The 25,363-nt window shown below is 60.2% G+C and carries 20 protein-coding genes; 3 read left to right on the forward strand and 17 right to left on the reverse strand.

Translation table 11 applies throughout. From position 1 onward, the window contains the following. The 16 genes from nuoH to AC3WQN_RS01070 all read right to left on the reverse strand — a co-directional run bounded on the left by nuoH (position 1) and on the right by AC3WQN_RS01070 (position 19,891). On the reverse strand, positions 1–1,008 hold the full coding sequence (gene nuoH, locus AC3WQN_RS00995; protein WP_095079277.1) for an NADH-quinone oxidoreductase subunit NuoH: 1,008 nt from the start codon (positions 1,006–1,008) through the stop codon (positions 1–3). Further along, a complete protein-coding gene (nuoG, locus tag AC3WQN_RS01000) occupies positions 1,005–3,719 on the reverse strand; it encodes an NADH-quinone oxidoreductase subunit NuoG (RefSeq protein ID WP_103401399.1) in 2,715 nt (904 codons plus the stop codon). The genes nuoH and nuoG overlap by 4 nt, the downstream gene beginning before the upstream one ends. A 136-nt stretch (positions 3,720–3,855) precedes the next feature. Then, on the reverse strand, positions 3,856–5,211 hold the full coding sequence (gene nuoF, locus AC3WQN_RS01005; RefSeq protein WP_103401400.1) for an NADH-quinone oxidoreductase subunit NuoF: 1,356 nt from the start codon (positions 5,209–5,211) through the stop codon (positions 3,856–3,858). Beyond that, a complete protein-coding gene (nuoE, locus tag AC3WQN_RS01010) occupies positions 5,208–5,705 on the reverse strand; it encodes an NADH-quinone oxidoreductase subunit NuoE (RefSeq protein ID WP_007970445.1) in 498 nt (165 codons plus the stop codon). Before nuoE ends, nuoF begins: the two co-directional genes overlap by 4 nt. Positions 5,706–5,707: 2 nt before the next feature. Continuing rightward, positions 5,708–7,492, reverse strand: coding sequence for an NADH-quinone oxidoreductase subunit C/D (gene nuoC / locus AC3WQN_RS01015; RefSeq protein ID WP_103401401.1), 1,785 nt, complete (start codon positions 7,490–7,492; stop codon positions 5,708–5,710). A 72-nt stretch (positions 7,493–7,564) separates the two neighbouring features. Beyond that, positions 7,565–8,239, reverse strand: a complete 675-nt coding sequence (locus tag AC3WQN_RS01020; RefSeq protein WP_095079281.1) for a NuoB/complex I 20 kDa subunit family protein — start codon at positions 8,237–8,239, stop codon at positions 7,565–7,567. 10 nt (positions 8,240–8,249) lie between these two features. Then, the gene (locus AC3WQN_RS01025) at positions 8,250–8,663 is read right to left on the reverse strand and encodes an NADH-quinone oxidoreductase subunit A (protein ID WP_007905050.1); all 414 of its coding nucleotides are present in this window, start codon (positions 8,661–8,663) and stop codon (positions 8,250–8,252) included. 558 nt (positions 8,664–9,221) lie between these two features. Then, complete coding sequence (gene aceA / locus AC3WQN_RS01030) at positions 9,222–10,547, reverse strand: isocitrate lyase (protein ID WP_007970439.1); 1,326 nt, start codon at positions 10,545–10,547, stop codon at positions 9,222–9,224. A 502-nt stretch (positions 10,548–11,049) separates the two neighbouring features. Further along, the gene (locus AC3WQN_RS01035; RefSeq protein WP_103401403.1) at positions 11,050–11,787 is read right to left on the reverse strand and encodes a secretin N-terminal domain-containing protein; all 738 of its coding nucleotides are present in this window, start codon (positions 11,785–11,787) and stop codon (positions 11,050–11,052) included. Between the two features lie 236 nt (positions 11,788–12,023). After that, positions 12,024–12,449, reverse strand: coding sequence for a GNAT family N-acetyltransferase (locus AC3WQN_RS01040; protein ID WP_103401405.1), 426 nt, complete (start codon positions 12,447–12,449; stop codon positions 12,024–12,026). After that, on the reverse strand, positions 12,442–13,608 hold the full coding sequence (locus tag AC3WQN_RS01045; RefSeq protein WP_103401406.1) for a ribosomal protein uL16 3-hydroxylase: 1,167 nt from the start codon (positions 13,606–13,608) through the stop codon (positions 12,442–12,444). Before AC3WQN_RS01045 ends, AC3WQN_RS01040 begins: the two co-directional genes overlap by 8 nt. An 84-nt stretch (positions 13,609–13,692) precedes the next feature. Beyond that, complete coding sequence (gene purB / locus AC3WQN_RS01050) at positions 13,693–15,063, reverse strand: adenylosuccinate lyase (protein WP_103401407.1); 1,371 nt, start codon at positions 15,061–15,063, stop codon at positions 13,693–13,695. Positions 15,064–15,191: 128 nt separating this feature from the next. After that, entirely contained in the window at positions 15,192–15,815 is a 624-nt protein-coding gene (gene hflD, locus AC3WQN_RS01055; protein WP_103401408.1) for a high frequency lysogenization protein HflD, read from the reverse strand. Next, complete coding sequence (gene mnmA, locus AC3WQN_RS01060) at positions 15,812–16,945, reverse strand: tRNA 2-thiouridine(34) synthase MnmA (RefSeq protein ID WP_103401409.1); 1,134 nt, start codon at positions 16,943–16,945, stop codon at positions 15,812–15,814. The genes hflD and mnmA overlap by 4 nt, the downstream gene beginning before the upstream one ends. Positions 16,946–17,004: 59 nt before the next feature. Continuing rightward, positions 17,005–17,451: an NUDIX hydrolase gene (locus tag AC3WQN_RS01065; protein WP_103401410.1), complete on the reverse strand. Its 447-nt coding sequence runs from the start codon at positions 17,449–17,451 to the stop codon at positions 17,005–17,007. Positions 17,452–17,665: 214 nt separating this feature from the next. Beyond that, positions 17,666–19,891: an NADP-dependent isocitrate dehydrogenase gene (locus tag AC3WQN_RS01070; protein WP_103401413.1), complete on the reverse strand. Its 2,226-nt coding sequence runs from the start codon at positions 19,889–19,891 to the stop codon at positions 17,666–17,668. A 503-nt stretch (positions 19,892–20,394) separates the two neighbouring features. Between AC3WQN_RS01070 and icd the strand changes: the two genes are divergently transcribed. Next, positions 20,395–21,651 carry an NADP-dependent isocitrate dehydrogenase gene (gene icd, locus AC3WQN_RS01075; protein ID WP_095143212.1) on the forward strand — a complete coding sequence of 419 codons (1,257 nt, stop codon included), beginning with the start codon at positions 20,395–20,397 and terminating at the stop codon, positions 21,649–21,651. 80 nt (positions 21,652–21,731) lie between these two features. On the opposite strand, the gene cspD is transcribed toward icd, so the two are convergent. Next, positions 21,732–21,986, reverse strand: a complete 255-nt coding sequence (gene cspD / locus AC3WQN_RS01080) for a cold shock domain-containing protein CspD (protein WP_103401414.1) — start codon at positions 21,984–21,986, stop codon at positions 21,732–21,734. Between the two features lie 227 nt (positions 21,987–22,213). Between cspD and clpS the strand changes: the two genes are divergently transcribed. Both clpS and clpA read left to right on the forward strand, forming a co-directional pair. Further along, positions 22,214–22,576: an ATP-dependent Clp protease adapter ClpS gene (gene clpS / locus AC3WQN_RS01085; RefSeq protein WP_095079293.1), complete on the forward strand. Its 363-nt coding sequence runs from the start codon at positions 22,214–22,216 to the stop codon at positions 22,574–22,576. Between the two features lie 29 nt (positions 22,577–22,605). Beyond that, positions 22,606–24,876: an ATP-dependent Clp protease ATP-binding subunit ClpA gene (gene clpA / locus AC3WQN_RS01090; protein ID WP_103401411.1), complete on the forward strand. Its 2,271-nt coding sequence runs from the start codon at positions 22,606–22,608 to the stop codon at positions 24,874–24,876. Positions 24,877–25,363: the final 487 nt, after the last annotated feature.

Below are 25,363 nucleotides of genomic sequence, written 5' to 3' on the forward strand. Positions count from 1 at the left end.
TCACTGAGCCGCGACGGCGGGCGTGTTGAGCAACACGATCGCAGCGGTCACCAGCATGTTGATGAGGGTCAGCGGCAGGCAGAACTTCCAGCTGAAATCCATCACTTGGTCATACCGTGGGCGCGGAATCGAGGCGCGCAGCAGGATGAAGAACATGATGAAAAACGCGGTTTTCAGAGCGAACCAGATGAACGGGATCTGCGGCAGAATGCCGAACGGACCGTGCCAGCCACCGAAGAACAAGGTCACCAGCAGCGCCGAAATCAACACGATGCCGATGTACTCGCCGACAAAGAACATGCCCCATTTCATGCCGGCGTATTCAATGTGGTAACCGTCGGCCAGTTCCTGCTCCGCTTCCGGCTGGTCGAACGGGTGACGGTGAGTCACGGCGACGCCGGCAATGAAGAAGGTCAGGAAACCGAAGATCTGCGGAATGACGAACCACAGGTTCTGCGCCTGGTATTCGACGATGTCGCGCATGTTGAACGAGCCAACCTGGATCACGATGCCCATCAGCGACAGGCCCATGAACACTTCGTACGACACGGTCTGTGCCGAGGCCCGCAAGCTGCCCAGCAGGGCGAACTTGTTGTTACTCGACCAGCCGGCGAACAGCACCGCGTAGACCGACAGGCCGGCCATGGCGAAGAAGAACAGGATGCCGATGTTGATATCCGCCACACCCCAGGTCGGGGTGATCGGGATGATCGCGAAGGCCATCAGCAAGGCGCTCATGGCCACGACCGGCGCCAACGTGAAGATCACTTTGTCGGCGAACGGCGGGGTCCAGTCTTCCTTGAAGAACATCTTGATCATGTCGGCGGCGATCTGGAACGCGCCGAACGGGCCCACCCGGTTCGGACCGTAACGGTCCTGCCAGAGGGCGAGCAGACGACGCTCGACCCAGCTCAGCAGAGCGCCGCAGACCACCACGGCGAGCAGAATCACGATGGCCTTGAGCACCGCGATGATCACGTCGATCACTTCAGGCGTAAACCAGGTCATTGAGCTGCCTCCTGCAGACCGTCAACGGATTTGCCAAAGATCGCTGGCGGAATGCCGGCGATGCCCGCAGGCAATGCCACCAGACCAGCACCCAGCTCTTCGTTGATGCGCAGTGGCAGACGCAGCGTCTGGCCAGCGACGTTCAAGCTCAGCAGGGCACCGTCGTTGACACCCAGGCGGTCAGCTTCGGATTTGGCCAGTGCGACGTAGGCGGCCGGGATGCGTTCCTGGACCGGAGCGGCTTTCGAAGAGTTCTCTTCGCTGCCGAACAGGTGGAAGAACGGCACGACCTGCCAGGTGCCTTGGGCCGGGTTGAACGCGCGCGGAACATTGGCGAACCAGTTCAGCGAATCACCGGTGCTTTCGATCAGGCGGGTGCCCGGGTCGCCAGCGCGGATGTGACCACCGACTTCGTCCTGGAACTTGTTCCAGGCTTGCGGCGAGTTCCAGCCCGGCGACCAGGCGAATGGCACTTGCTGACGCGGTTCGACCGAGCCCGAGTAACCTTCCATGGAGAACGAGAACGCGGTGTCGTTATCCTGAGAAGTACGCGGTTCGTGCACGCTGATGTCGGCGCGCATGGCGGTCCGGCCGCTGTAACGCAGCGGTTCGCGAGCCAGTTTCAGGCCTTTGATGCGGAACGCGGCGGACGGTGCGGCGCTGACAATGCCGGCTAGTTGCGGTTTGCTCGCAGCAACGGCAGCGGTGACGTGGTCCAGTTGGGTCCAGTCGATCGGCTGGTTCAGCAGGGTCGAACGCAGGGCATGCAGCCAGCGCCAGCCTTCATGAACCAGAATGCTTGCGTCGAGGTAAGTCGGGTCGAAGACCTGGAAGAAACGCTGGGCGCGGCCTTCCTGGCTGACCAGCGTACCGTCGCCTTCAGCGAAGCTGGCGGCTGGCAGAACCAGGTGCGCGCGATCGCTGGTGGCGGTCTTCTGATGGTCCGCCACGATCAGCACTTTCGCGGCGGTCAGGGCAGCATCGACCTTAGCTTTGTCGGTGCGGGTGTACAGATCGTTTTCCAGCACGACGATGGCGTCGGCGTTACCGTCGATCACTGCTTGCAGTGCAGCGTCGACCGATTCGCCACCGAGCATGGCCAGGCCGAGGCTGTTGGCCTCTGGCACGATCAGGCTGATGGAGCCGTTCTTCTCGCGCAGCTTCAACGCTTTGGCGATGTTCGCGGCGGCTTCGATCAAGGCTTTGGAGCCCAAGGAAGTACCGGCGATGATCAGCGGACGCTTGGCTGCGAGCAGGGCGTCGGCAATGCGCTTGGCCAGCTCGAGGGCCTCAGCGTCCAGGCCGTCAACGGCTGGAGCACTGGCATCAAGGGCGTGAGCCACGGCGAAACCGATGCGAGCCAGGTCGTCGGGAGCGGCGTGAACGCACTCTTCGGCAACGTCGTCGAGCTTGGTTTCAGCCAGGCTGGCGATAAACAGCGGGTTCAGCGCGTGCTGGCCGATGTTCTTCACGGCGGCGTCGAGCCAAGGCTGAACGCGCATGGCGTCGGCCATGTCTTCGGCCTTGCCTTTGACCGACTGACGCAGGGCCAATGCCATGCGCGCAGCAGTTTGGGTCAGGTCTTCACCGAGGACGAACACAGCGTCGTGGTCTTCGATGTCGCGCATGTTCGGGATCGGCAGCGGGCTGTCTTTCAACACCTGCATGACCAGGCGAATGCGTTCCAGCTCGGCAGCTTCGATACCGGAGTAGAAGTGCTCGGCGCCGACCAGTTCGCGCAGCGCGTAGTTGCTTTCAAGGCTGGCGCGCGGAGAGCCGATACCGACGATGTTGCGACCGCGCAGCAGCTCGGCGGCTTTATCCAGCGCTTCGTCCAGTCCCAGCTTGGCGCCGTTGGCCAGCAACGGCTGGCGCGGGCGGTCTTCGCGGTTGACGTAGCCATAGCCGAAACGGCCGCGGTCGCACAGGAAGTACTGGTTCACCGAACCGTTGAAACGGTTTTCGATGCGACGCAGTTCGCCGTAGCGCTCACCCGGGGAGATGTTGCAACCGCTGGAGCAGCCATGGCAGATGCTCGGCGAGAACTGCATGTCCCACTTGCGGTTGTAGCGCTCGGAGTGAGTCTTGTCGGTGAACACACCGGTCGGGCAGACCTCGGTGAGGTTGCCGGAGAACTCGCTTTCCAGGACGCCGTCTTCAACGCGACCGAAGTACACGTTGTCGTGGGCGCCGAATACGCCGAGGTCGGTGCCGCCGGCGTAGTCCTTATAGAAGCGTACGCAGCGATAGCAGGCGATGCAGCGGTTCATTTCGTGGGAAATGAACGGGCCCAGTTGCTGGTTCTGGTGGGTACGCTTGGTGAAGCGGTAACGGCGCTCGTTGTGGCCGGTCATGACCGTCATGTCTTGCAGGTGGCAGTGACCGCCTTCCTCACAGACCGGGCAGTCGTGCGGGTGGTTGGTCATCAGCCATTCAACAACGCTGGCGCGAAAGGCCTTGGATTCTTCATCGTCGATGGAGATCCAGGTGCCATCGGTGGCAGGCGTCATGCAGGACATGACGATGCGGCCACGGGTGTCGTTTTCGTCGGTGTACTGCTTGACCGCGCACTGGCGGCAAGCGCCAACGCTGCCTAGGGCAGGGTGCCAGCAGAAATACGGAATATCGAGGCCTAGCGACAGACATGCCTGTAACAGGTTGTCTGCCCCATCGACTTCGAGCGCTTTGCCGTCTACGTGGATAGTGGCCATGGTTCAAAGTTCTTCGTTGGCCCGGTGTCAGCGGGCGTGGCTAATGGAATCTTGTTATCCGCGTGAATCAGAACAGCCGCTTGCGGCGTCATCACACGAGAAAGCGAAGGGCACGGACCCTTCGCCTTTTTAAGCGTTACGCGCCGACTACGATCGGCCTTGCCAGAGGCGGGACGGCGGCGCTGGTAGGCGCGATGCCGGCTTCGAACTCTGGGCGGAAGTATTTGATTGCGCTGCCCAACGGCTCCACGGCGCCCGGTGCGTGAGCACAGAAGGTCTTGCCTGGGCCGAGGAAGCCGACCAGACCCAGCAGGGTCTCGATGTCGCCGGGCTGACCTTCGCCGTTCTCAATGGCCATCAGGAGCTTGACGCTCCATGGCAAACCATCGCGGCACGGGGTGCAGAAACCACAGGATTCACGCGCGAAGAACTGCTCCATGTTGCGCAGCAGGGACACCATGTTGACGCTGTCGTCCACCGCCATGGCCAGGCCGGTACCCATGCGGGTGCCTACTTTGGCGATGCCGCCGGCGTACATTTGTGCGTCCAGGTGCTCCGGCAGCAGGAAGCCGGTACCGGCGCCGCCTGGCTGCCAGCACTTGAGCTTGAAGCCATCGCGCATACCGCCGGCGTAGTCTTCGAACAGCTCACGGCCAGTGACGCCGAATGGCAGTTCCCACAGGCCCGGGTTCTTGACCTTGCCGGAGAAGCCCATGAGCTTGGTGCCCATGTCGTCACTGCCTTCGCGGGCCAACGATTTGTACCACTCCACGCCGTCGCCGATGATCGCCGGCACGTTGCACAGGGTCTCGACGTTGTTCACGCACGTCGGCTTGCCCCACACGCCAACGGCGGCCGGGAAGGGCGGCTTGGAGCGCGGGTTGGCGCGACGGCCTTCGAGGGAGTTGATCAGTGCGGTTTCTTCACCGCAGATGTAACGCCCGGCGCCGGTGTGGACGAACAGCTCGAAATCAAAACCCGAACCCAGGATGTTTTTACCCAGCAGGCCCGCAGCCTTGGCTTCTTCCACGGCACGGTTGAGGTGCTTGGCGGCGGTGGTGTACTCGCCACGCAGGAAGATGTAGCCACGGTAGGTTTTCAGCGCGCGAGCGCTGATCAGCATGCCTTCGATCAGCAGATGGGGCAGTTGCTCCATCAGCATGCGGTCTTTCCAGGTGTTGGGCTCCATCTCGTCCGCGTTGCACAGCAGGTAGCGGATGTTGATGGATTCGTCCTTGGGCATCAGGCCCCACTTGACGCCCGTGGGAAAGCCTGCACCGCCGCGACCTTTCAAGCCGGCGTCTTTCACGGTCTGGACGATGTCGTCCTGGGCCATGTCGGCGAAGGCCTTGCGTGCTGCCGCGTAACCGTTCTTGGCCTGGTACTCGTCGAGCCACACAGCCTCGCCGTCGTCACGCAGACGCCAGGTCAGGGGATGGGTCTCTGGCGAGCGCTTGATGCGGTTGGCCGGGCCGAAGGAAGTCAGGGTCATACGTAGCCCTCCAACAGCTTGGCAACGCCAGCTGGCTGTACGTCACCGAAGGTGTCGTCGTCGATCATCAGTGCCGGGGCCTTGTCGCAGTTGCCCAGGCAGCAGACCGGCAGCAGGGTGAAGCGGCCGTCGGCGGTGGTCTGGCCCAGGCCGATGCCCAGCTTGCTCTGGATTTCGCTGACCACGGACTCGTGGCCACCGATGTAGCAGACCATGCTGTCGCAGACGCGAATGATGTGGCGGCCAACCGGCTGGCGGAAGATCTGGCTGTAGAACGTCGCCACGCCTTCAACGTCGCTGGCCGGGATGCCGAGGATCTCGCCAATGGCGTACAGGGCGCCGTCCGGCACCCAGCCACGTTCCTTCTGGACGATCTTCAGGGCTTCGATCGACGCCGCGCGCGGGTCTTCGTAGTGATGCAGCTCGTGCTCGATGGCCGAGCGCTCGGTTTCGCTCAGGGCGAAACGGTCTGTCTGGATAAGCGTGCTGTTCATGCTTAGCGGTCCACGTCGGCCATAACGAAATCGATACTACCCAGGTACGCGATCAAGTCCGCGACCATGCTGCCTTGGATCACCGAAGGGATCTGCTGCAGGTGCGGGAAGCTTGGGGTGCGAATCCGGGTGCGGTAGCTCATGGTGCCGCCATCGCTCGTCAGGTAATAACTGTTGATGCCCTTGGTCGCTTCGATCATCTGGAAGGATTCGTTGGCCGGCATGACCGGGCCCCACGAAACTTGCAGGAAGTGCGTGATCAGGGTCTCGATGTGCTGCAGCGTGCGCTCTTTGGGCGGCGGCGTGGTCAGCGGGTGATCCGCCTTGTACGGGCCTTCCGGCATGTTGCGCATGCATTGTTCGATGATCTTCAGGCTCTGGCGCATTTCTTCGACGCGCACGATGCAGCGGTCGTAGGCATCGCCATTGGCGGCCAGCGGCACTTCGAATTCGAAGTTCTCGTAACCGGAGTACGGGCGAGCCTTACGCAGGTCGAAGTCGCAACCGGTCGAACGCAGGCCGGAACCGGTGACGCCCCATTCCAGGGCTTCTTTGGTGTTGTAGGCCGCGACGCCGATGGTCCGGCCACGCAGGATGCTGTTGTCCAGGGCGGCTTTCTGGTATTCGTCCAGGCGCTTTGGCATCCACTCGACGAAATCCTTGACCAGTTTTTCCCAGCCGCGCGGCAGGTCGTGGGCGACGCCACCGATGCGGTACCAGGCCGGGTGCAGACGGAAACCGGTAATGGCTTCGATCACCGTGTACGCCTTCTGACGGTCGGTGAAGGTGAAGAACACCGGGGTCATGGCGCCGACGTCCTGGATGTAGGTACCCAGGAACAGCAGGTGGCTGGTGATCCGGAAGAACTCGGCCATCATGATGCGGATGACGTCGACCTTCTCGGGCACCTTGATCCCCGCCAGCTTCTCGACCGAGAGCACGTACGGCAGGTTGTTCATCACGCCGCCGAGGTAGTCGATACGGTCGGTGTACGGGATGAAGCTGTGCCAGGACTGACGCTCGGCCATCTTCTCGGCACCACGGTGGTGGTAGCCGATGTCCGGTACGCAGTCGACGATTTCTTCGCCGTCCAGTTGCAGGATGATACGGAACGCACCGTGGGCCGAAGGGTGGTTCGGACCCAGGTTGAGGAACATGTAGTCCTCGTTCGCGCCGGAACGCTTCATGCCCCAGTCTTCAGGTTTGAAGCGCGCGGCTTCTTCTTCGAGCTGTTGCTTGGCCAGGGTCAGGCTGAACGGGTCGAACTCGGTGGCACGGGCCGGGAAGTCCTTGCGCAGCGGGTGACCTTCCCAGGTCGGCGGCATCATGATGCGGGTCAGGTGCGGGTGACCGGCAAAGTTGATGCCGTACATGTCCCACACTTCACGCTCGTACCAGTTGGCGTTCGGCCAGATACCGGTGACGGTCGGCACGCTAAGGTCGCTCTCGGACAAGGCGACCTTGATCATGACGTCACTATTACGTTCGATCGACATCAAGTGGTAGAACACGGTGAAGTCGACGCCGTTCGGCAGCCCTTGACGCTTGGTGCGCAGGCGCTCGTCCACGCCATGCAGGTCATAGAGCATGACGTACGGCTTGGGCAGGCTGCGCAGGAAGGTCAGGACTTCGACGAGTTTGGCACGGGCAACCCAAAGCACCGGCATGCCGGTGCGGGTAGGCTGGGCGGTGAACGCCTCTGGGCCAAAACGGTTGTTCAGTTCGACGACCACATCCTGGTCGTCTGCCTTGTAAGGCGGGATGTACAGAGCACTGCCTGTAGTCATGGTTATTTATCGCTTTCGGTCAACGTAAAGAATGAAGCCAGCTTCTCGTTTCTTGGTAAGAACAGATCTGGATCAGACTTCGTCGGGGCTGCGCAGGTTGGTGACCTGAATACGCTGTTCGCGGCGCGCATCCTTTTGCGAAGGCATCTCGGCGCGATAGACGCCTTGATCACCAACGACCCAGGAAAGTGGGCGACGCTCCTGGCCAATCGACTCCTGCAAGAGCATCAAGCCTTGCAGAAAAGCTTCAGGGCGGGGCGGGCAGCCAGGCACGTAGACGTCCACGGGCAGGAACTTGTCCACCCCTTGAACGACGGAGTAGATGTCGTACATGCCACCGGAGTTGGCGCACGAACCCATGGAGATGACCCATTTAGGTTCGAGCATTTGCTCGTAGAGACGCTGAATGATCGGCGCCATCTTGATGAAGCAGGTACCGGCGATAACCATGAAATCCGCCTGACGCGGCGATGCCCGGATAACCTCGGCGCCGAAGCGTGCGATGTCGTGGGGCGCCGTGAAGGCGGTGGTCATTTCCACGTAGCAGCACGAAAGACCGAAGTTGTACGGCCACAGGGAGTTCTTGCGTCCCCAGTTGATCGTGCCGTTCAGCACGTCTTCCAGCTTGCCCATGAAGATGTTTTTGTGGACTTGATCTTCTAACGGATCGGAAACGGTTTCCCGTTCGCCGATCGGGTACTGCTCGTTAGGAGCATCCGGGTCGATCCTGGTGAGATTGTATTGCATTGCCAAAGCCTCATTGTTTCAGCTTCGCTTGCCGCTTACGACGAGCTTCCGGAGCCCAGTCAAGGGCGCCCACTCGGAATAGGTAGACAAGGCCTGCCAACAGAATTGCTATGAAAACGAGAGCTTCGACGAATCCGGTCCAGCCGCTTTCGCGGACGGACACAGACCATGCAAAGAGAAAGAGGGCTTCGATATCGAAGATCACGAACAGCATCGCGACCAGATAGAATTTGGCTGAGAGCCGCAAGCGGGCGCCACCTGTAGGTAGCATGCCGGACTCGAACGGTTCGTTTTTGCTGCGGCCCCAGGCTTTTGACCCAAGGAGGCTGGAGACGCCGAGCATGAAGGCACAAAGGCCGCCGACACCCAGAAGGAAAATGGCAAAGCCCCAGTTGTGGGCCATGAGTCCTGTCGCTTCGGGCATGCTGGTAATCCTTAACAGAGAGCAAAGGTCTCTGAGCTTGATAAAGAAATAAAGCAGTGACGATATGTCGCAGCGCAATCAATCCCGCTGATTTTATGGCTAAACACCGGGCAAGTAAATTTTCTGTGGCGAAATTATTTATAAGAATAAGGACATAGCGCTGCTCCAAACCCCCGCAGCCCTTGCGTTGCGGGCATTAGCCGGGTTTTCATCAATATTGTTTTGTAGGGAATGTAACGAACATTGCCACTGCTAAATGATAATCAATATTGTTTGTGGTGGTTTTTAAACTGGTTATCGGGGTTGCGGCCGGGAAGTTGTCTTTTATGTGCGTTACAGCAAGTAGTGAAGGCGACCGTTTTAGCGGATTTTTCTGACACCGATACCGCGCTGGATCAATGTTTTCACACGGGCACCACCGTCCCCTGTGGGAGCGGGTTTTGCGGTGATTGGAGAATGGCAGGCAAAAAAACGCCCCGAACCAGTCGGGGCGTCAGATGTGCAGCGCTGCGATTAGCTTTCTACTCGGTCCGCAACGGCCGTTTACTCAGAAGCAGATCAGTGGAACTGTTCTTCTTCGGTCGAGCCGGTCAGTGCGGTTACCGAGGACGAACCACCCTGGATGACGGTGGTCATGTCGTCGAAGTAGCCGGTGCCCACTTCCTGCTGGTGAGCCACGAAGGTGTAACCCTTGGCGGCGTCAGCGAATTCCTGCTCCTGCAGCTTCACGTAGGCGGTCATGTCGTTGCGGGCGTAGTCGTGCGCCAGGTTGAACATGCTGTGCCACATGTTGTGAATGCCGGCCAGGGTGATGAACTGGTGCTTGTAGCCCATGGCGGACAGTTCGCGCTGGAACTTGGCGATGGTCGCGTCGTCCAGGTTTTTCTTCCAGTTGAAGGAAGGCGAGCAGTTGTACGACAGCAGTTGGTCCGGGTATTCCTTCTTGATCGCTTCAGCGAAGCGACGAGCCTCGTCCAGGTCCGGCTTGGCGGTTTCGCACCAGATCAGGTCGGCGTACGGTGCGTAGGCCAGGCCGCGAGCGATCGCCTGGTCCAGGCCAGCGCGTACTTTGTAGAAACCTTCCTGGGTGCGCTCGCCAGTCACGAACGGCTGGTCGTACGGGTCGCAGTCGGAAGTCAGCAGGTCAGCTGCGTTAGCGTCGGTACGGGCCAGGATGATGGTCGGCGTGCCGGCAACGTCAGCCGCCAGACGGGCAGCGGTCAGCTTCTGTACGGCTTCCTGGGTTGGAACTAGTACCTTGCCGCCCATGTGGCCGCATTTCTTCACGGACGCGAGCTGGTCTTCGAAGTGAACGCCGGCGGCGCCTGCCTCGATCATGCTCTTCATCAGCTCGTAAGCGTTCAGTACGCCGCCGAAACCGGCTTCGGCGTCAGCCACGATTGGCGCGAAGTAGTCGATGTAGCCCGCGTCGCCCGGGTTCTTGCCGGCTTTCCACTGGATCTGGTCGGCGCGACGGAACGAGTTGTTGATGCGCTTGACCACGGTCGGAACCGAGTCAACCGGGTACAGGGACTGGTCTGGGTACATCGATTCTGCAGAGTTGTTGTCTGCAGCAACCTGCCAGCCCGAAAGGTAGATGGCCTGGATACCGGCCTTGACCTGTTGTACGGCCTGGCCGCCGGTCAGGGCGCCCATGCAATTGACGAAATCTTTCTCAGGACGGAAGGCTGGCTTGGCACCCTGGGTGACCAGGTTCCACAGCTTTTCAGCGCCCATTTTTGCAAAGGTGTGCTCAGGTTGAACCGAGCCACGCAGACGGACGACGTCAGCAGCGGAGTAAGTGCGTGTCACGCCTTTCCAGCGCGGGTTTTCAGCCCAGTCTTTTTCAAGGGCTGCAATTTGCTGTTCGCGTGTCAGTGCCATGGAGATAAACCTCGTCGCATAGGTCTTGGGTGGAAAATTCCTGTTCCGCCACGTACGCACATTCAAAGTGGGGCGTAGATGGCTGCTCGCTGACCAGAGGCTTGAGGACTCAAGTCGGTTTGGCGCAGGAGGCGACGGGATGAACGGTGGGCTCGAGGAGGAGGCTGAGCAGGTAAGGGCGAGCTGTCGGGCGCATTCGGGCGTCGTGGGCCTTCATACGATCATCAGTGTGGTGCCGGGCTACCTATTACGCTTCCGTCCCTCGGGACAACTTCGTTCCAGTCGCAACCTCGTCAAACACACCTTGTGGGCGGTACAGACACGAATCGGCTCAGGTCGGTAAGGTGAGAGCGGCGATCCGAAGGCCCTTGCCAGGGCCCCTGATTAGCGGGAGCGAGGCCATCATGCCTTCGCTTTTTTGCCTCGTCAAACGTTTTGTAGTGCTTTTTTTCAGGCACTACATCTTTGGTCTAATACGACTAATCAGTCAGTTTCCGGTGTCTCAGTCCAAGGTGTCGACTTTCACCCGCAGGGTCATGTCATCCCGGCCTTGAGTCCCGTAGTGGCGGGTCATGCCTTGTTTGCCGGCCTGGTTCTGGCGGTTGATTCCGGCCAGGGTGATCCATTCGCCCAGGCGACCGCTGACGCTGGTGTCGGTACTTTGCACGTTCACTACATCGGGACGTTCCTGGCTCATGTGGTCACGGTTGGTGCTGATGGCCAGGTGTACGGTTTCGCCGGTGACGCTGGCGGTGACGTAGAAACCCTGGGTGACGTTGCGGTATTCGGTCTGGCTGAGCAGGCGGCCGTCGGTGTCGGTCCGGGTGCTGGTGAGCGGTACGCTCTGGCCGGTCTGGATCAGCGCGGGAACGCCTTCGCTGGCCTGAATCTGCTGGATGCCGCCCTCGCGGCTGGCGGTGCTGTAGCTGATGATCTGGGTTTGCGGGTCGCCGCTGTCTTGCTGGTTGTTTTCGCTGCTGTCGACGGTAATCAATAGGCGTTTGGGGGCGGTGTCCAGTTGCGCAAGCAGGGTCTTGAGTTCGTCGATCTTGGCGGGTTCGGCGTTGACGATCAGTTGATTGCCGTAGGCGCTGACGGTACCGTCCTTGCCGATGAAGCGCTGTGCAACCGGCAGCAGGTCTGCGCTGGTGCGATGGTTGAGCGGCACCACCTCGGTCGCGGCCATGGCCGAAAAGCTGCAGGTCAGCAGCAACGTGGTGAGCAGGGTGCGTAGGGACATGTCCGTTATCTCCGCGTTCAAATAGCTTGATAGTGCCAGTTTGTCGGCCTGCGGTGGGGCAAGTTGAATCGTAGACAGCAAAACGCCCCGGCATCCGAAGATGGCGGGGCGTTTTGGGGTGTTGTCGACGTGTAATTGTGGCGAGGGAGCTTGCTCCCGCTGGGCTGCGCAGCAGCCCTGATAATTTTGGGGCCGCTTCGCGACCCAGCGGGAGCAAGCTCCCTCGCCACAGGGTCTCAGGCCGAATTGCGCACCATGTCTACGTGGGGAATCCCTGCTTCCAGGAATTCCTCGCTGACGATGCGAAAGCCCAGGCGCTCATAGAACGCCGTGGCTTGCACCTGGGCGCTGAGCATCTGCTGCTTGAGCCCGCGCTTCTCGGCTTCACCGATCACCGCTTGCATCAAGGCGTCGCCGACTTTCAGGCCGCGCCAGTCCTTGAGTACCGATACCCGGCCGATGTGGCCATCGGGCAGCAGGCGGGCGGTACCAATGGGGAAGTCGCCTTCAAGGGCGAGGAAATGCACGGCGCTTGCGTCGTCGGCATCCCACTCCAGTTCAGGCGGAACCGATTGCTCGGCGATGAACACCGCTTCACGAATGCGCCGGATCTCGGCGTTATCCTTTTGCCAGTCTGCGACACTTACGTGAATCTTATTCATCGGCAAACCCCAGGCTTCCTTGCTTGACCAGTTCACACAGCAGGCTGCGGCCGTCTTCGTCGCTCAGCCACTGGCCGAGGTTGTCGATATGCAGGGCATCGGCGGCGCAGATCATTTTCAGCAGTTCGCGCAGTTTGCCCGGCAGGTAACGGCTCTGGCCGCTGGCGAACAGCAGCAGATCGTCGTCCACTTCCGACCACGCCAGGCGTGCGCTCGGGTTGCGGATCAGCACGGCGCCTTGTTCCAGGCTGCTCAGCAGGTCGTCTTCTGCCAGTTCCGGGCCAACCACCAGTTCCGGGTAGCGCGGCTCGGTCATGAACTGGCCAAACCAGGTCAGCAGCAGGCGTTCGTCGCTCATGTGCTCGGCCAGCAGGCTTTTCAGGCGGTCGAGGGCGTCGTGCTGGATCTGGTGCGGGTCGACGGCAGGTTGTGCGTCGGCGTCGGTGTAGCGCTCTTCGTCAGGCAGGAACTGGCTGAGGAAGTCGGTGAAGTGGGTCAGCACTTCGGCTGCGCTCGGGGCGCGGAAGCCGACCGAGTAGGTCATGCAGTCATCGATCGCCACGCCACAGTGGGCCAGGCGTGGCGGCAGGTACAGCATGTCGCCCGGTTCCAGTACCCATTCTGCGGTTTCTTCGAACTCGGCGAGGATGCGCAGGTCGGCGTGTTGCAGCAGTGGGCTTTCGGAGTCGCACATCTGGCCGATTTTCCAGTTGCGCTTGCCATGGCCTTGCAGCAGGAACACGTCGTAGTTGTCGAAGTGCGGGCCGACGCTACCACCTGGTGCGGCGAAGCTGATCATCACGTCGTCGATGCGCCAGCTCGGCAGGAAGCGGAAGTGCTCCAGCAGCTCGCTGACTTCCGGCACGAACTGATCCACTGCCTGTACCAGCAGGGTCCACTCGCGCTCTGGCAGCTTGCTGAATTCGTCTTCGGCGAACGGGCCGCGGCGCAATTCCCACGGGCGCTCGCCGTGTTCGATGACCAGGCGCGATTCGACTTCTTCTTCCAGCGCCAGGCCGGCCAGTTCGTCGGCGTCGATCGGGCTTTCGAAGTCAGGAATCGCCTGGCGGATCAGCAGGGGTTTTTTCTGCCAGTAGTCGCGCAGGAATTCCCGTGCCGTGATGCCACCCAGAAGTTGAAGAGGAATATCAGGATTCATGTGTAACCTATTGAAAAAAAGCACTTTTCAGACGGGAATAAAAACGCCCGGCGCTGCCGGGCGTCTCAAGAGGTCAAGCGACAGTCAGATGCGTTTGGCTTGTGCCACGGCGTTGCCGATGTAGTTGGCCGGGGTGAGCAGTTTCAGCTCGGCCTTGGCCTCGGCAGGCATGTCCAGTGCATCGATGAAAGTCTGCAGCGCTTCAGGGCTGATGCCCTTGCCGCGGGTCAGTTCTTTCAGCTTTTCGTACGGGTTTTCGATGTTGTAGCGGCGCATCACGGTCTGGATCGGCTCGGCCAGTACTTCCCAGCAAGCGTCCAGGTCAGCGGCGATCTTCTGGGCGTTGAGCTCCAGCTTGCTGATGCCTTTGAGGCTGGCTTCGTACGCGATCACGCTATGGGCGAAGCCCACGCCGAGGTTGCGCAGTACGGTGGAGTCGGTCAGGTCGCGCTGCCAGCGGGAAATTGGCAGCTTGCTCGCCAGGTGCTGGAACAGGGCGTTGGCGATCCCCAGGTTGCCTTCGGAGTTTTCGAAGTCGATCGGGTTGACCTTGTGCGGCATGGTCGAGGAGCCGATTTCGCCAGCGATGGTGCGCTGCTTGAAGTAGCCCAGGGAGATGTAGCCCCAGATGTCGCGGTCGAAGTCGATCAGGATGGTGTTGAAGCGCGCGATGGCGTCGAACAGCTCGGCGATGTAGTCGTGCGGCTCGATCTGCGTGGTGTACGGGTTGAAGCCCAGGCCCAGCTCTTCTTCGATGAAGGTGCGGGCGTTGGCTTCCCAGTCGATCTGCGGGTAGGCCGACAGGTGGGCGTTGTAGTTGCCTACGGCGCCGTTGATCTTGCCCAGCAGCGGAACGGCGGCGACCTGGGCGATCTGGCGCTCCAGGCGGTAAACCACGTTGGCCAGTTCCTTGCCCAGGGTGGTCGGCGAAGCCGGCTGGCCGTGGGTGCGCGACAGCATCGGTACGTCGGCGAAACGGATCGCCAGTTCGCGGATGGCCTCGGCAGTCTGGCGCATCAGTGGCAGCATCACTTCATCACGGCCTTCGCGCAGCATCAGGGCGTGGGACAGGTTGTTGATGTCCTCGCTGGTGCAGGCAAAGTGGATGAACTCGCTGACCTTGGCCAGTTCCGGCAGCTTGGCCGCTTGCTCTTTGAGCAGGTACTCGATGGCTTTGACGTCGTGGTTGGTGGTGCGCTCGATCTCTTTGACACGCTCGGCGTGTTCCAGGGAGAAGTTTTCCGCCAGGGTGTTCAGTGCAGCGTTGGCTTCGGCGGAAAACGCCGGCACTTCGCTGATGGCGGGGTGAGCGGCCAGGCGCTGGAGCCAGCGCACTTCAACCAGTACGCGAGCGCGGATCAGGCCGTACTCGCTAAAAATTGGGCGCAGGGCCTGGGTTTTGCCGGCGTAGCGGCCGTCAACAGGGGAAACCGCAGTGAGCGAAGAGAGCTGCATGGGGTGTTCTCGGACAGTCGGGCAACGAAATGGGGCGCGTATCATACATGAAAAAATCCGCCGGTCCGTTGCCAACTGACCAGCGTATTACGCGTTACAGACTACAAAAGCGATGTTTCAGGTGCGGTTCAGCTGTTGCGCATCAGCGGATACAGCTCTTTGAGCAGTTTGCGCCGGCTGATCACCAGCTGCCAGCGATGGCCGCCCAGTTGCCGCCACAGGCGCGCCGAACGGATGCCGGCCAACAGCAGGGCGCGGATCTTCGAGGCGTTGCTCGGTTGCTGCAGGTTGCGCATGTCGCCGTGTACCTGGATGCGTTGGCGCAAGGTGCTCAACGTGTCCTGGTACAGCGCGCCGCAGGCGGCGATCACGTTTTCGTGAGCCGGGCCGAAATGTTCCACCTGGGACTGGATCTGGGGCAGACGCTTGCCGATGACGTCGAGCATGTCCTCGCGCTTGGCCAGTTGTCGCTCAAGGCCCAGCATCGACAGGGCGTAGCGCAGCGGTTCGCGTTGCAGGGTGTTGGGGTCGCGTTCGAGGGCGCCGATCAATGCGCGATAGCCTTCGCGCAAGTTGAGGTCGTCGCCACCGTAGACTTCCAGGGTGTCCTTGGGGTCGCGGATCAGCAGGCTGCCGAGCATGCAGGTCAGGCCCGCTTCGCTGACCTGGCCGGTCTTGGCGATCTTGTCCACCAGCACGGCGGCCAGAAACACGCCGCCCAATGCCGTCAGTTGCTCCTGGGTCGGGCTCATGGGCGCGCATCCTTGCTGCGCCAGGGTTCGGCGACTTCAATGACGCCGCCACCTAGGCAGATTTCACCGTCATAGAAGACGACCGACTGGCCCGGGGTGACCGCGCGTTGCGGGTCGTCGAAGATGGCGCGGTAGCCGCTGGCGGTTTTTTCCAGGGTGCAGGGCTGGTCGCCCTGGCGGTAGCGTACTTTCGCCGTCAGGCGGCGTGGCTCGCTCAGGTCGACCGGGTTGACCCAATAGATCTCGGAGGCGAGCAGGGCGCGGGAGAACAGCCACGGGTGGTCGTTGCCCTGGCCGACGATCAGCTCGTTGTGCTCCAGGTCCTTGATCAACACGTACCACGGCTCGTCGCTGGCGTCTTTCAGGCCGCCGATGCCCAGGCCCTGGCGCTGGCCGATGGTGTGGTACATCAGGCCATGGTGGCGGCCGATCACTTCACCTTCGGTGGTCTTGATTTCGCCTGGCTGGGCCGGCAGGTATTGCTTGAGGAAGTCGCTGAAGCGTCGCTCACCGATAAAGCAGATGCCGGTGGAGTCTTTCTTCTTGGCGGTGGCCAGGTCGTGTTTCTCGGCGATCGCGCGGACTTCGGGTTTTTCCAGTTCGCCGACCGGGAACAGGGTCTTGGCGATCTGTTCACCGCCCACGGCGTGCAGGAAGTAGCTCTGGTCCTTGTTCGGGTCCAGGCCCTTGAGCAGTTCGGTGCGGCCATCGATATCGCGACGGCGCACGTAGTGACCGGTGGCGATCAGGTCCGCGCCGAGCATCATGGCGTAGTCGAGGAACGCCTTGAACTTGATTTCACGGTTGCACAGGATGTCCGGGTTCGGCGTGCGACCGGCCTTGTATTCGGCCAGGAAGTGTTCGAACACGTTGTCCCAGTACTCGGCGGCGAAGTTGGCGGTGTGCAGCTTGATGCCAATCCTGTCGCACACGGCCTGGGCGTCTGCCAGGTCATCCATGGCGGTGCAGTACTCCGTACCGTCGTCCTCTTCCCAGTTCTTCATGAACAGGCCTTCCACCTGATAACCCTGCTCGATCAGCAGTAAGGCAGAAACGGAAGAGTCCACGCCGCCGGACATGCCGACAATGACGCGCTTCTTTTGAGTGTCAGAAGGGGCTGGATCACGCATAGGAGTTTAATGAGTGTCTTGAAAAAGGACGCGATTCTAGCAGGCCCGGGCCCACAAGGCTAAAGAGAAGGGCGGATCAGTTCGAGGTCGAAGTGCTGGCCGTCCAGATAATCGTCGATACAGCGGATGATCAGCTCGCTGCGCCAGTGGTCGCGCTGATTCATGAGCTCGTCGCGGGTCAGCCACTTGGCGCCGACGATGCCGTCGTCCAGTTGATAGTCCGGATGGTGTTGCAGTGGTTTGGCGCTGAAGCAGACCCGTTGATAGGTTACGCCGTTACTGGGGGCGGTGTAGAGGTAAATGCCGATGACGCCCGTGGGTTCGACGTCCCAGCCGGTTTCCTCAAGGGTTTCACGCACGGCGGCTTCGATCAGGGTTTCGTCTGGATCCAGATGGCCGGCGGGCTGGTTGAGCACCGTGTGTCCGGCCTTGAGTTCTTCGACCATCAGGAAGCGGCCGTTGTCCTCGACAATGGTGGCGACGGTGATGTGGGGTTTCCAGTCCATGGGGCATCCTCAATTCTGAAAGTGAAATGCAGTCAATGTGGGAGCGGGCTTGCTCGCGAAGGCAATGGGTCAGTCAATGTAGGTGTTGAATGATAAACCGCTTTCGCGAGCAAGCCCGCTCCCACATTGGTCCAGGCTCTACAGATAAATGTGTGTGAAGGCCAGAAACAGAAACCCCGGCGCTGGGCCGGGGTTCCTTTGCATCCTTACAGCCTTACACCAGCGCAGCAATCGCCGCGTTGAAGGTGTTGCTCGGGCGCATGGCCTTGCTGATCAGCTCGGCGCTGGCGTGGTAGTAGCCGCCGATGTCCACTGGCTTGCCCTGCACGGCGTTGAGCTCGGCAACGATGGTCGCCTCGTTCTCGGTCAGGGTCTTGGCCAGTTGGGTGAACTGGGCCTGCAGCGCAGCGTCTTCGGTCTGGGCGGCCAGGGCCTGGGCCCAGTACAGCGCCAGGTAGAAGTGGCTGCCGCGGTTGTCGATGTTGCCGACTTTACGCGATGGCGACTTGTTGTTGTCCAGGAACTGGCCGGTGGCCTGGTCCAGGGTCTTGGCCAGAACCAGCGCCTTGGGGTTGTTGTAGGTAACGCCCAGGTGCTCAAGCGACGCGGCCAGGGCCAGGAACTCGCCCAGCGAATCCCAGCGCAGGAAGTTTTCTTCCAGCAGCTGTTGAACGTGCTTCGGCGCCGAACCGCCAGCGCCGGTTTCGAACAGGCCACCACCATTCATCAGCGGCACGATCGACAGCATCTTGGCACTGGTGCCCAGTTCCATGATCGGGAACAGGTCGGTCAGGTAGTCGCGCAGCACGTTGCCGGTCACCGAGATGGTGTCGAGGCCTTCGCGGGTACGGTCCAGGGTGAACTTCATCGCGTCGACAGGCGACATGATGCGGATGTCCAGGCCGGCGGTGTCGTGATCCTTCAGGTAGGCCTGAACTTTCTCGATTACCACGCCGTCGTGGGCGCGCATCGGGTCCAGCCAGAAAATCGCCGGAGTTGCGCTTGCGCGAGCACGGTTGACGGCCAGCTTGACCCAGTCCTGGATCGGCGCGTCTTTGGTCTGGCACATGCGGAAGATGTCGCCGGCTTCAACCGGTTGCTCCAGCAGGGTGCGACCGGCGCTGTCGGAAACGCGAACCACGCCGTCGGCCTTGATCTGGAAGGTCTTGTCGTGGGAGCCGTACTCTTCGGCTTTTTTCGCCATCAGGCCAACGTTTGGCACGCTGCCCATGGTGGTCGGATCGAAGGTGCCGTGTTGCTTGCAGTCTTCGATCACCGCCTGGTAGATGGTGGCATAGCAGCGATCCGGGATCACGGCCTTGGTGTCGTGCAGCTGGCCGTCGGTGCCCCACATTTTGCCGGAGTCACGGATCATGGCCGGCATCGAGGCGTCGACGATGACGTCGCTCGGCACGTGCAGGTTGGTGATGCCTTTGTCGGAGTTGACCATGGCCAGCGACGGACGAGCGGCGTAGACCGCCTGGATGTCGGCTTCGATCGCAGCTTGTTGCTCGGCCGGCAAGGCCTTGATGCGAGCGTACAGGTCGCCGATGCCGTTGTTCAGGTTGAAGCCGATTTGAGCCAGCACGTCAGCGTGCTTGGCCAGTGCGTCTTTATAGAACTCGGCAACGATCTGGCCGAACATGATCGGGTCGGAGACCTTCATCATGGTGGCTTTGAGGTGAACCGACAGCAGCACGCCCTTGGCCTTGGCGTCTTCGATCTCGGCGGCGATGAAGCTGCGCAGCGCGTTTTTGCTCATGACCGCGCAATCGAGGATCTCACCGGCTTGTACGGTGGTTTTTGCCTTCAGGACGGTGGAGGTACCGTCCTGGGCGATCAGTTCGATTTTGACGGCGTCAGCGGCGTCGATCAGGGCGGCTTTTTCGCTGCCGTAGAAATCGCCGGTGCTCATGTGCGCGACGTGGGACTTGGAGTCCTTGGCCCAGGCGCCCATTTTGTGCGGGTGCTTGCGTGCGTAGTTCTTGACCGACAGCGGAGCGCGGCGGTCGGAGTTGCCTTCGCGCAGAACCGGGTTGACCGCGCTGCCCTTGATCTTGTCGTAACGTGCCTTGGCGTCCTTGTCGGCATCGCTGGTCACGGTTTCCGGGTAGTCCGGCAGGGCATAGCCCTGGGCTTGAAGCTCTTTGATCGCGGCTTGCAGTTGTGGAACCGAAGCGCTGATGTTTGGCAACTTGATGATGTTGGCTTCAGGCGTAACGGCCAGGGCGCCCAGTTCGGCGAGGTGGTCGGCTACGGCTTTGTCGCCCAGTTGCTCGGGGAAGCTGGCCAGAATACGACCTGCCAGCGAGATATCGCGGGTTTCGACAGCGATATCGGCTGAAGCGGTGAAGGCTTCAACGATCGGGAGCAGGGAATAGGTGGCGAGGGCGGGAGCTTCGTCGGTGAAGGTGTAGATGATCTTCGAGCGGGTGGGCATATTCGGATTAACTCTCTTCTTTGCTAGAGCGTGCGCAGAAACTCGAGGGGCGCCGGGTAAGCGCGTTCGTTCAAAGTCATCCATGAGCCGAATGTCGAGGTTTCTTCGCGGTGATGTTGGGTGCATCAGTCGAGCGTCAAGCGGGTGGGCTGCGATAACAGTCCGGCTTTTCGGGCCTCGGGTCTCGGCTACATTTCCTGTTGCAGAGCGGTCGGCCGTCGTGACTCTGTGGTCAGCGGCGGCATTATACATAGGTAGCTGGCAAAGCGCCGATGGTTCATACGCAACTCGTCTCGTCCATTGGTCTAAAGGTCGCACCCGCATCGGGGAGTAGAGGCGGCCAGTGTGCTTGAATTTGGCGCTTTTCCCTTTGCTTTCAGGCTTGTAGGCCGCGAACTGCACCGGTTTCGCTACCTGGGAGTGGAACATGAGGTTCCCGTCCAGATTCAACTGGGGTACGCTCGGACGCAGCCAGATGTTCAATCCACACAACGGAGTTCAGCATGGGATACAAGAAGATTCAGGTTCCAGCAGTCGGCGACAAAATCACCGTCAACGCAGACCATTCTCTCAATGTTCCTAACAACCCGATCATCCCGTTCATTGAAGGGGATGGTATTGGCGTTGATATCAGCCCGGTCATGATCAAGGTTGTCGATGCTGCTGTTAAGAAGGCTTACGGCGGCGAACGCAAGATTTCCTGGATGGAAGTGTATGCCGGGGAAAAAGCGACTCAGGTTTACGATCAGGACACCTGGCTGCCTCAGGAAACTCTGGACGCAGTCAAGGATTACGTGGTTTCCATCAAGGGTCCGCTGACCACGCCGGTCGGTGGCGGTATCCGCTCCCTCAACGTTGCCTTGCGCCAGCAGCTTGACCTGTATGTGTGCCTGCGCCCTGTGCGCTGGTTCGAAGGCGTGCCTAGCCCGGTCAAGAAGCCGGGCGACGTCGACATGACGATCTTCCGCGAGAACTCGGAAGACATCTACGCCGGTATCGAGTGGAAGGCCGGCTCGCCGGAGGCGACCAAGGTCATCAAGTTCCTTAAAGAAGAAATGGGCGTCACCAAGATCCGTTTCGACGAAAACTGCGGCATCGGCGTCAAGCCGGTTTCCCTGGAAGGTACCAAGCGTCTGGCTCGCAAGGCCCTGCAGTATGTGGTCGACAATGATCGTGATTCGCTGACCATCGTCCACAAGGGCAACATCATGAAGTTCACCGAAGGTGCCTTCAAGGAATGGGCCTACGAAGTGGCGGCGCAAGAGTTCGGCGCCACCCTGCTCGACGGCGGTCCGTGGATGCAGTTCAAGAACCCGAAAACCGGCAAGAATGTCATCGTCAAGGACGCCATCGCCGACGCCATGCTCCAGCAGATCCTGCTGCGCCCGGCCGAGTACGATGTGATTGCCACCTTGAACCTGAACGGCGACTACCTGTCCGATGCCCTGGCGGCTGAAGTCGGTGGTATCGGTATTGCGCCAGGTGCCAACCTGTCCGACACCGTGGCCATGTTTGAAGCGACCCACGGTACTGCGCCTAAATATGCCGGCAAAGACCAGGTGAACCCGGGCTCGCTGATCCTGTCCGCTGAAATGATGCTGCGCCACATGGGCTGGACCGAAGCGGCCGACCTGATCATCAAGGGCACCAACGGCGCTATCTCGGCCAAGACCGTGACCTACGACTTCGAACGTCTGATGGAAGGCGCCACCTTGCTGTCTTCTTCGGCGTTTGGTGATGCACTGATCTCGCATATGTAAGCGGATCGGCGGCCAACAAAAAACCGGCCGGCTCAAGTGATTGAGTCGGCCGGTTTTTTTATGATCGGATGCTTGTCGGATTACGCCGTGGCGGTGTGGGTCTGCTCTACCTGGGTGACGGCTTGAGTTTCCTTGGCGGTGTTGATGTTGATGGCATGCAAGCCCTTGGGTCCCTGGATGATCTCGAAGATCACCGGTTGGCCTGCCTTCAGGGTCTTGTAGCCCTCCATCGTGATGGCGGAGTAGTGGGCAAACAGGTCGTCCGTTTTGCCTTCTTCATTGATAAAACCGTAACCCTTGGCATTGTTGAACCATTTCACCTTGCCGACTGCCATGCTCATATCCCTCTGCAACAGACTCCATCACTGGAGTATCATCCAGTTAATCCTCGTCAAATCCTCCATAATTGGATTCGACGGCAAGGACCTTTTTTACCCACTGTGGGCTCTATTGGTTGTAACACTGTTTTACCGATAGTCAAGGCGTCCAGGTGTTCGGAGTTGAAAAGCTCTAGCACCGCCCCCACCACTGTATTCAGCTCAACTGACGAACCTTTCTTTCCATGCATGCAATCAGCCAGATTCGACTAACATTCAATCAGGATCGCCCGGATTTACACGACGACGATTCCGCAGGCATTGCTGTGCAGGAGGCAAAACCTGCGTTGCAGGCACCGCCGATGTACAAGGTGGTTTTGTTCAACGATGACTACACACCGATGGATTTCGTCGTCGAAGTGCTCGAGGTGTTTTTTAACCTGAATCGAGAGCTGGCGACCAAGGTAATGCTGGCCGTCCATACAGAAGGACGGGCAGTATGTGGATTGTTTACCCGCGACATCGCCGAGACCAAGGCCATGCAGGTCAACCAGTACGCCAGGGAAAGCCAGCATCCGCTACTCTGTGAAATCGAGAAGGACGGTTAACGCCGACCACTTGGGTATGAGGTGAAGCTATGTTAAACCGCGAGCTCGAAGTCACCCTCAATCTCGCCTTCAAGGAGGCGCGTTCGAAACGTCATGAGTTCATGACCGTCGAACACCTCCTGTTGGCTCTATTGGATAATGAGGCAGCCGCCACCGTTTTGCGTGCCTGCGGCGCAAACCTCGACAAACTCAAGCATGACCTGCAGGAGTTCATCGACTCCACCACGCCTTTGATTCCTGTCCACGACGAGGATCGCGAAACCCAGCCAACCCTGGGCTTCCAGCGTGTACTGCAACGTGCTGTCTTCCATGTACAGAGCTCGGGTAAACGCGAAGTGACCGGCGCCAACGTGCTGGTTGCGATCTTCAGTGAGCAAGAGAGTCAGGCCGTGTTCCTGCTTAAACAGCAGAGCGTTGCCCGTATCGATGTCGTCAATTACATCGCCCATGGCATCTCCAAAGTGCCCGGGCATGGCGATCACTCCGAGGGTGAGCAAGATATGCAGGACGACGAGGGCGGTGAGTCTTCTTCTTCAAGCAATCCTCTGGATGCATATGCCAGCAACCTCAACGAGCTGGCGCGCCAGGGGCGTATCGACCCGCTGGTCGGGCGTGAAATGGAAGTCGAGCGCGTTGCGCAGATTCTGGCGCGTCGGCGCAAGAACAATCCGCTGCTGGTGGGCGAGGCTGGCGTGGGTAAAACCGCGATTGCCGAAGGCCTGGCCAAGCGCATTGTCGACAATCAGGTGCCTGACCTGTTGGCCAATAGCGTGGTGTATTCCCTTGACCTGGGTGCCTTGCTGGCGGGTACCAAGTACCGCGGCGATTTCGAGAAGCGCTTCAAGGCGCTGCTCAATGAGCTGAAAAAACGTCCGCAGGCCATCCTGTTCATCGACGAGATCCACACCATCATTGGTGCCGGCGCTGCGTCCGGTGGGGTCATGGACGCGTCCAACCTGCTCAAGCCGCTGCTGTCGTCGGGCGATATCCGCTGCATCGGTTCGACCACGTTCCAGGAATTTCGCGGAATCTTCGAGAAAGACCGTGCCCTGGCCCGACGCTTCCAGAAAGTCGATGTATCGGAGCCTTCGGTCGAAGACACCATCGGCATCCTGCGCGGCCTGAAAGGGCGTTTCGAGCTTCATCACAATATCGAATACAGTGATGAAGCCCTGCGCGCCGCGGCTGAACTGGCCTCGCGCTACATCAACGACCGGCATATGCCGGACAAGGCCATCGACGTGATCGACGAGGCGGGTGCGTATCAGCGCTTGCAACCGGTCGAGAAGCGGGTGAAACGCATCGAAGTGCCACAGGTCGAGGACATCGTCGCGAAAATCGCGCGAATTCCGCCTAAGCACGTGACCAGTTCCGACAAAGAACTGCTGCGTAACCTCGAGCGTGATCTGAAGCTGACGGTGTTTGGTCAGGATGCGGCGATTGACTCGCTGTCTACCGCGATCAAGCTGTCCCGTGCTGGCCTCAAGTCGCCTGACAAGCCGGTCGGTTCGTTCCTGTTCGCCGGTCCTACGGGCGTCGGTAAAACCGAAGCGGCCCGGCAGTTGGCCAAGGCGATGGGGATCGAACTGGTTCGCTTCGACATGTCCGAGTACATGGAGCGTCACACCGTATCGCGTCTGATCGGTGCGCCTCCAGGTTATGTCGGGTTCGACCAGGGTGGCCTGTTGACCGAGGCCATCACCAAGCAGCCCCATTGCGTGTTGTTGCTCGATGAAATCGAGAAGGCGCACCCGGAAGTCTTCAACCTGCTGCTGCAGGTCATGGACCACGGTACGCTCACCGATAACAACGGGCGCAAGGCGGACTTCCGTAACGTGATCGTGATCATGACGACCAACGCCGGCGCTGAAACCGCGGCCCGTGCCTCGATCGGTTTCACCTATCAGGATCACTCGTCCGATGCGATGGAAGTGATCAAGAAGAGCTTCACGCCGGAGTTCCGCAACCGCCTGGACACCATTATCCAGTTTGGTCGCCTCAGCCATGAAGTTATCAAGAGTGTGGTGGACAAGTTCCTTACCGAGCTTCAGGCGCAGCTGGAAGACAAGCGCGTGCAACTGGAAGTGACCGATGCCGCACGCAGTTGGCTGGCGGCGGGAGGTTACGACACGGCAATGGGTGCTCGACCCATGGCCCGTTTGATCCAGGACAAGATCAAGCGTCCGCTGGCGGAGGAGATTCTTTTTGGCGAACTGGCCGACCATGGCGGTGTGGTGCACATCGACATCAAGGACGGCGAGATGACCTTCGACTTCGAGACGACGGCTGAAATGGCCTGATGGTTATTGACCTGCTGTAAAGCGAAAGGCGCCTGTTGGCGCCTTTTTGCTGTCTGCTCGGTTGGGGTCTTTGTGGGAGCGGGCTTGCTCGCGAAGGTGGCCTGATAGCTGGCCTGTGTTTTGCTGGTGTACATATCCGTTGCTGCGGTTACGGCGGCTGGTGGTTTCGCCCTTACGGCGAGTCCCTTTTGTCAAACGCCACAAAAGGAACCAAAAAGTCTCGCCCCGAGCGTCCGGCCCCTCGCTAAGGCTCGGCGTTCCTTCGCTCCGGTATCCATCTGGGGGCATCGCCCTCCGGTTTGCTTCGCTGCACCTCCATGCGACGTGTTCGACTGCGTCGAACGGCGCTGTGCGCCAGTCCCCAGATGAATACCTACTCTCAGCCTCCCGAAGGGGCGGGCAAATCAAAAGCGAGGCGGCCTGCCGGCCGGCCTGATTGTTGGTGTGTTCAGTTCGTTTGTGCGGGGGGGGGGGCTAAGATCTTTGG

It is taken from the genome of Pseudomonas sp. FW300-N1A1 (assembly GCF_058789115.1).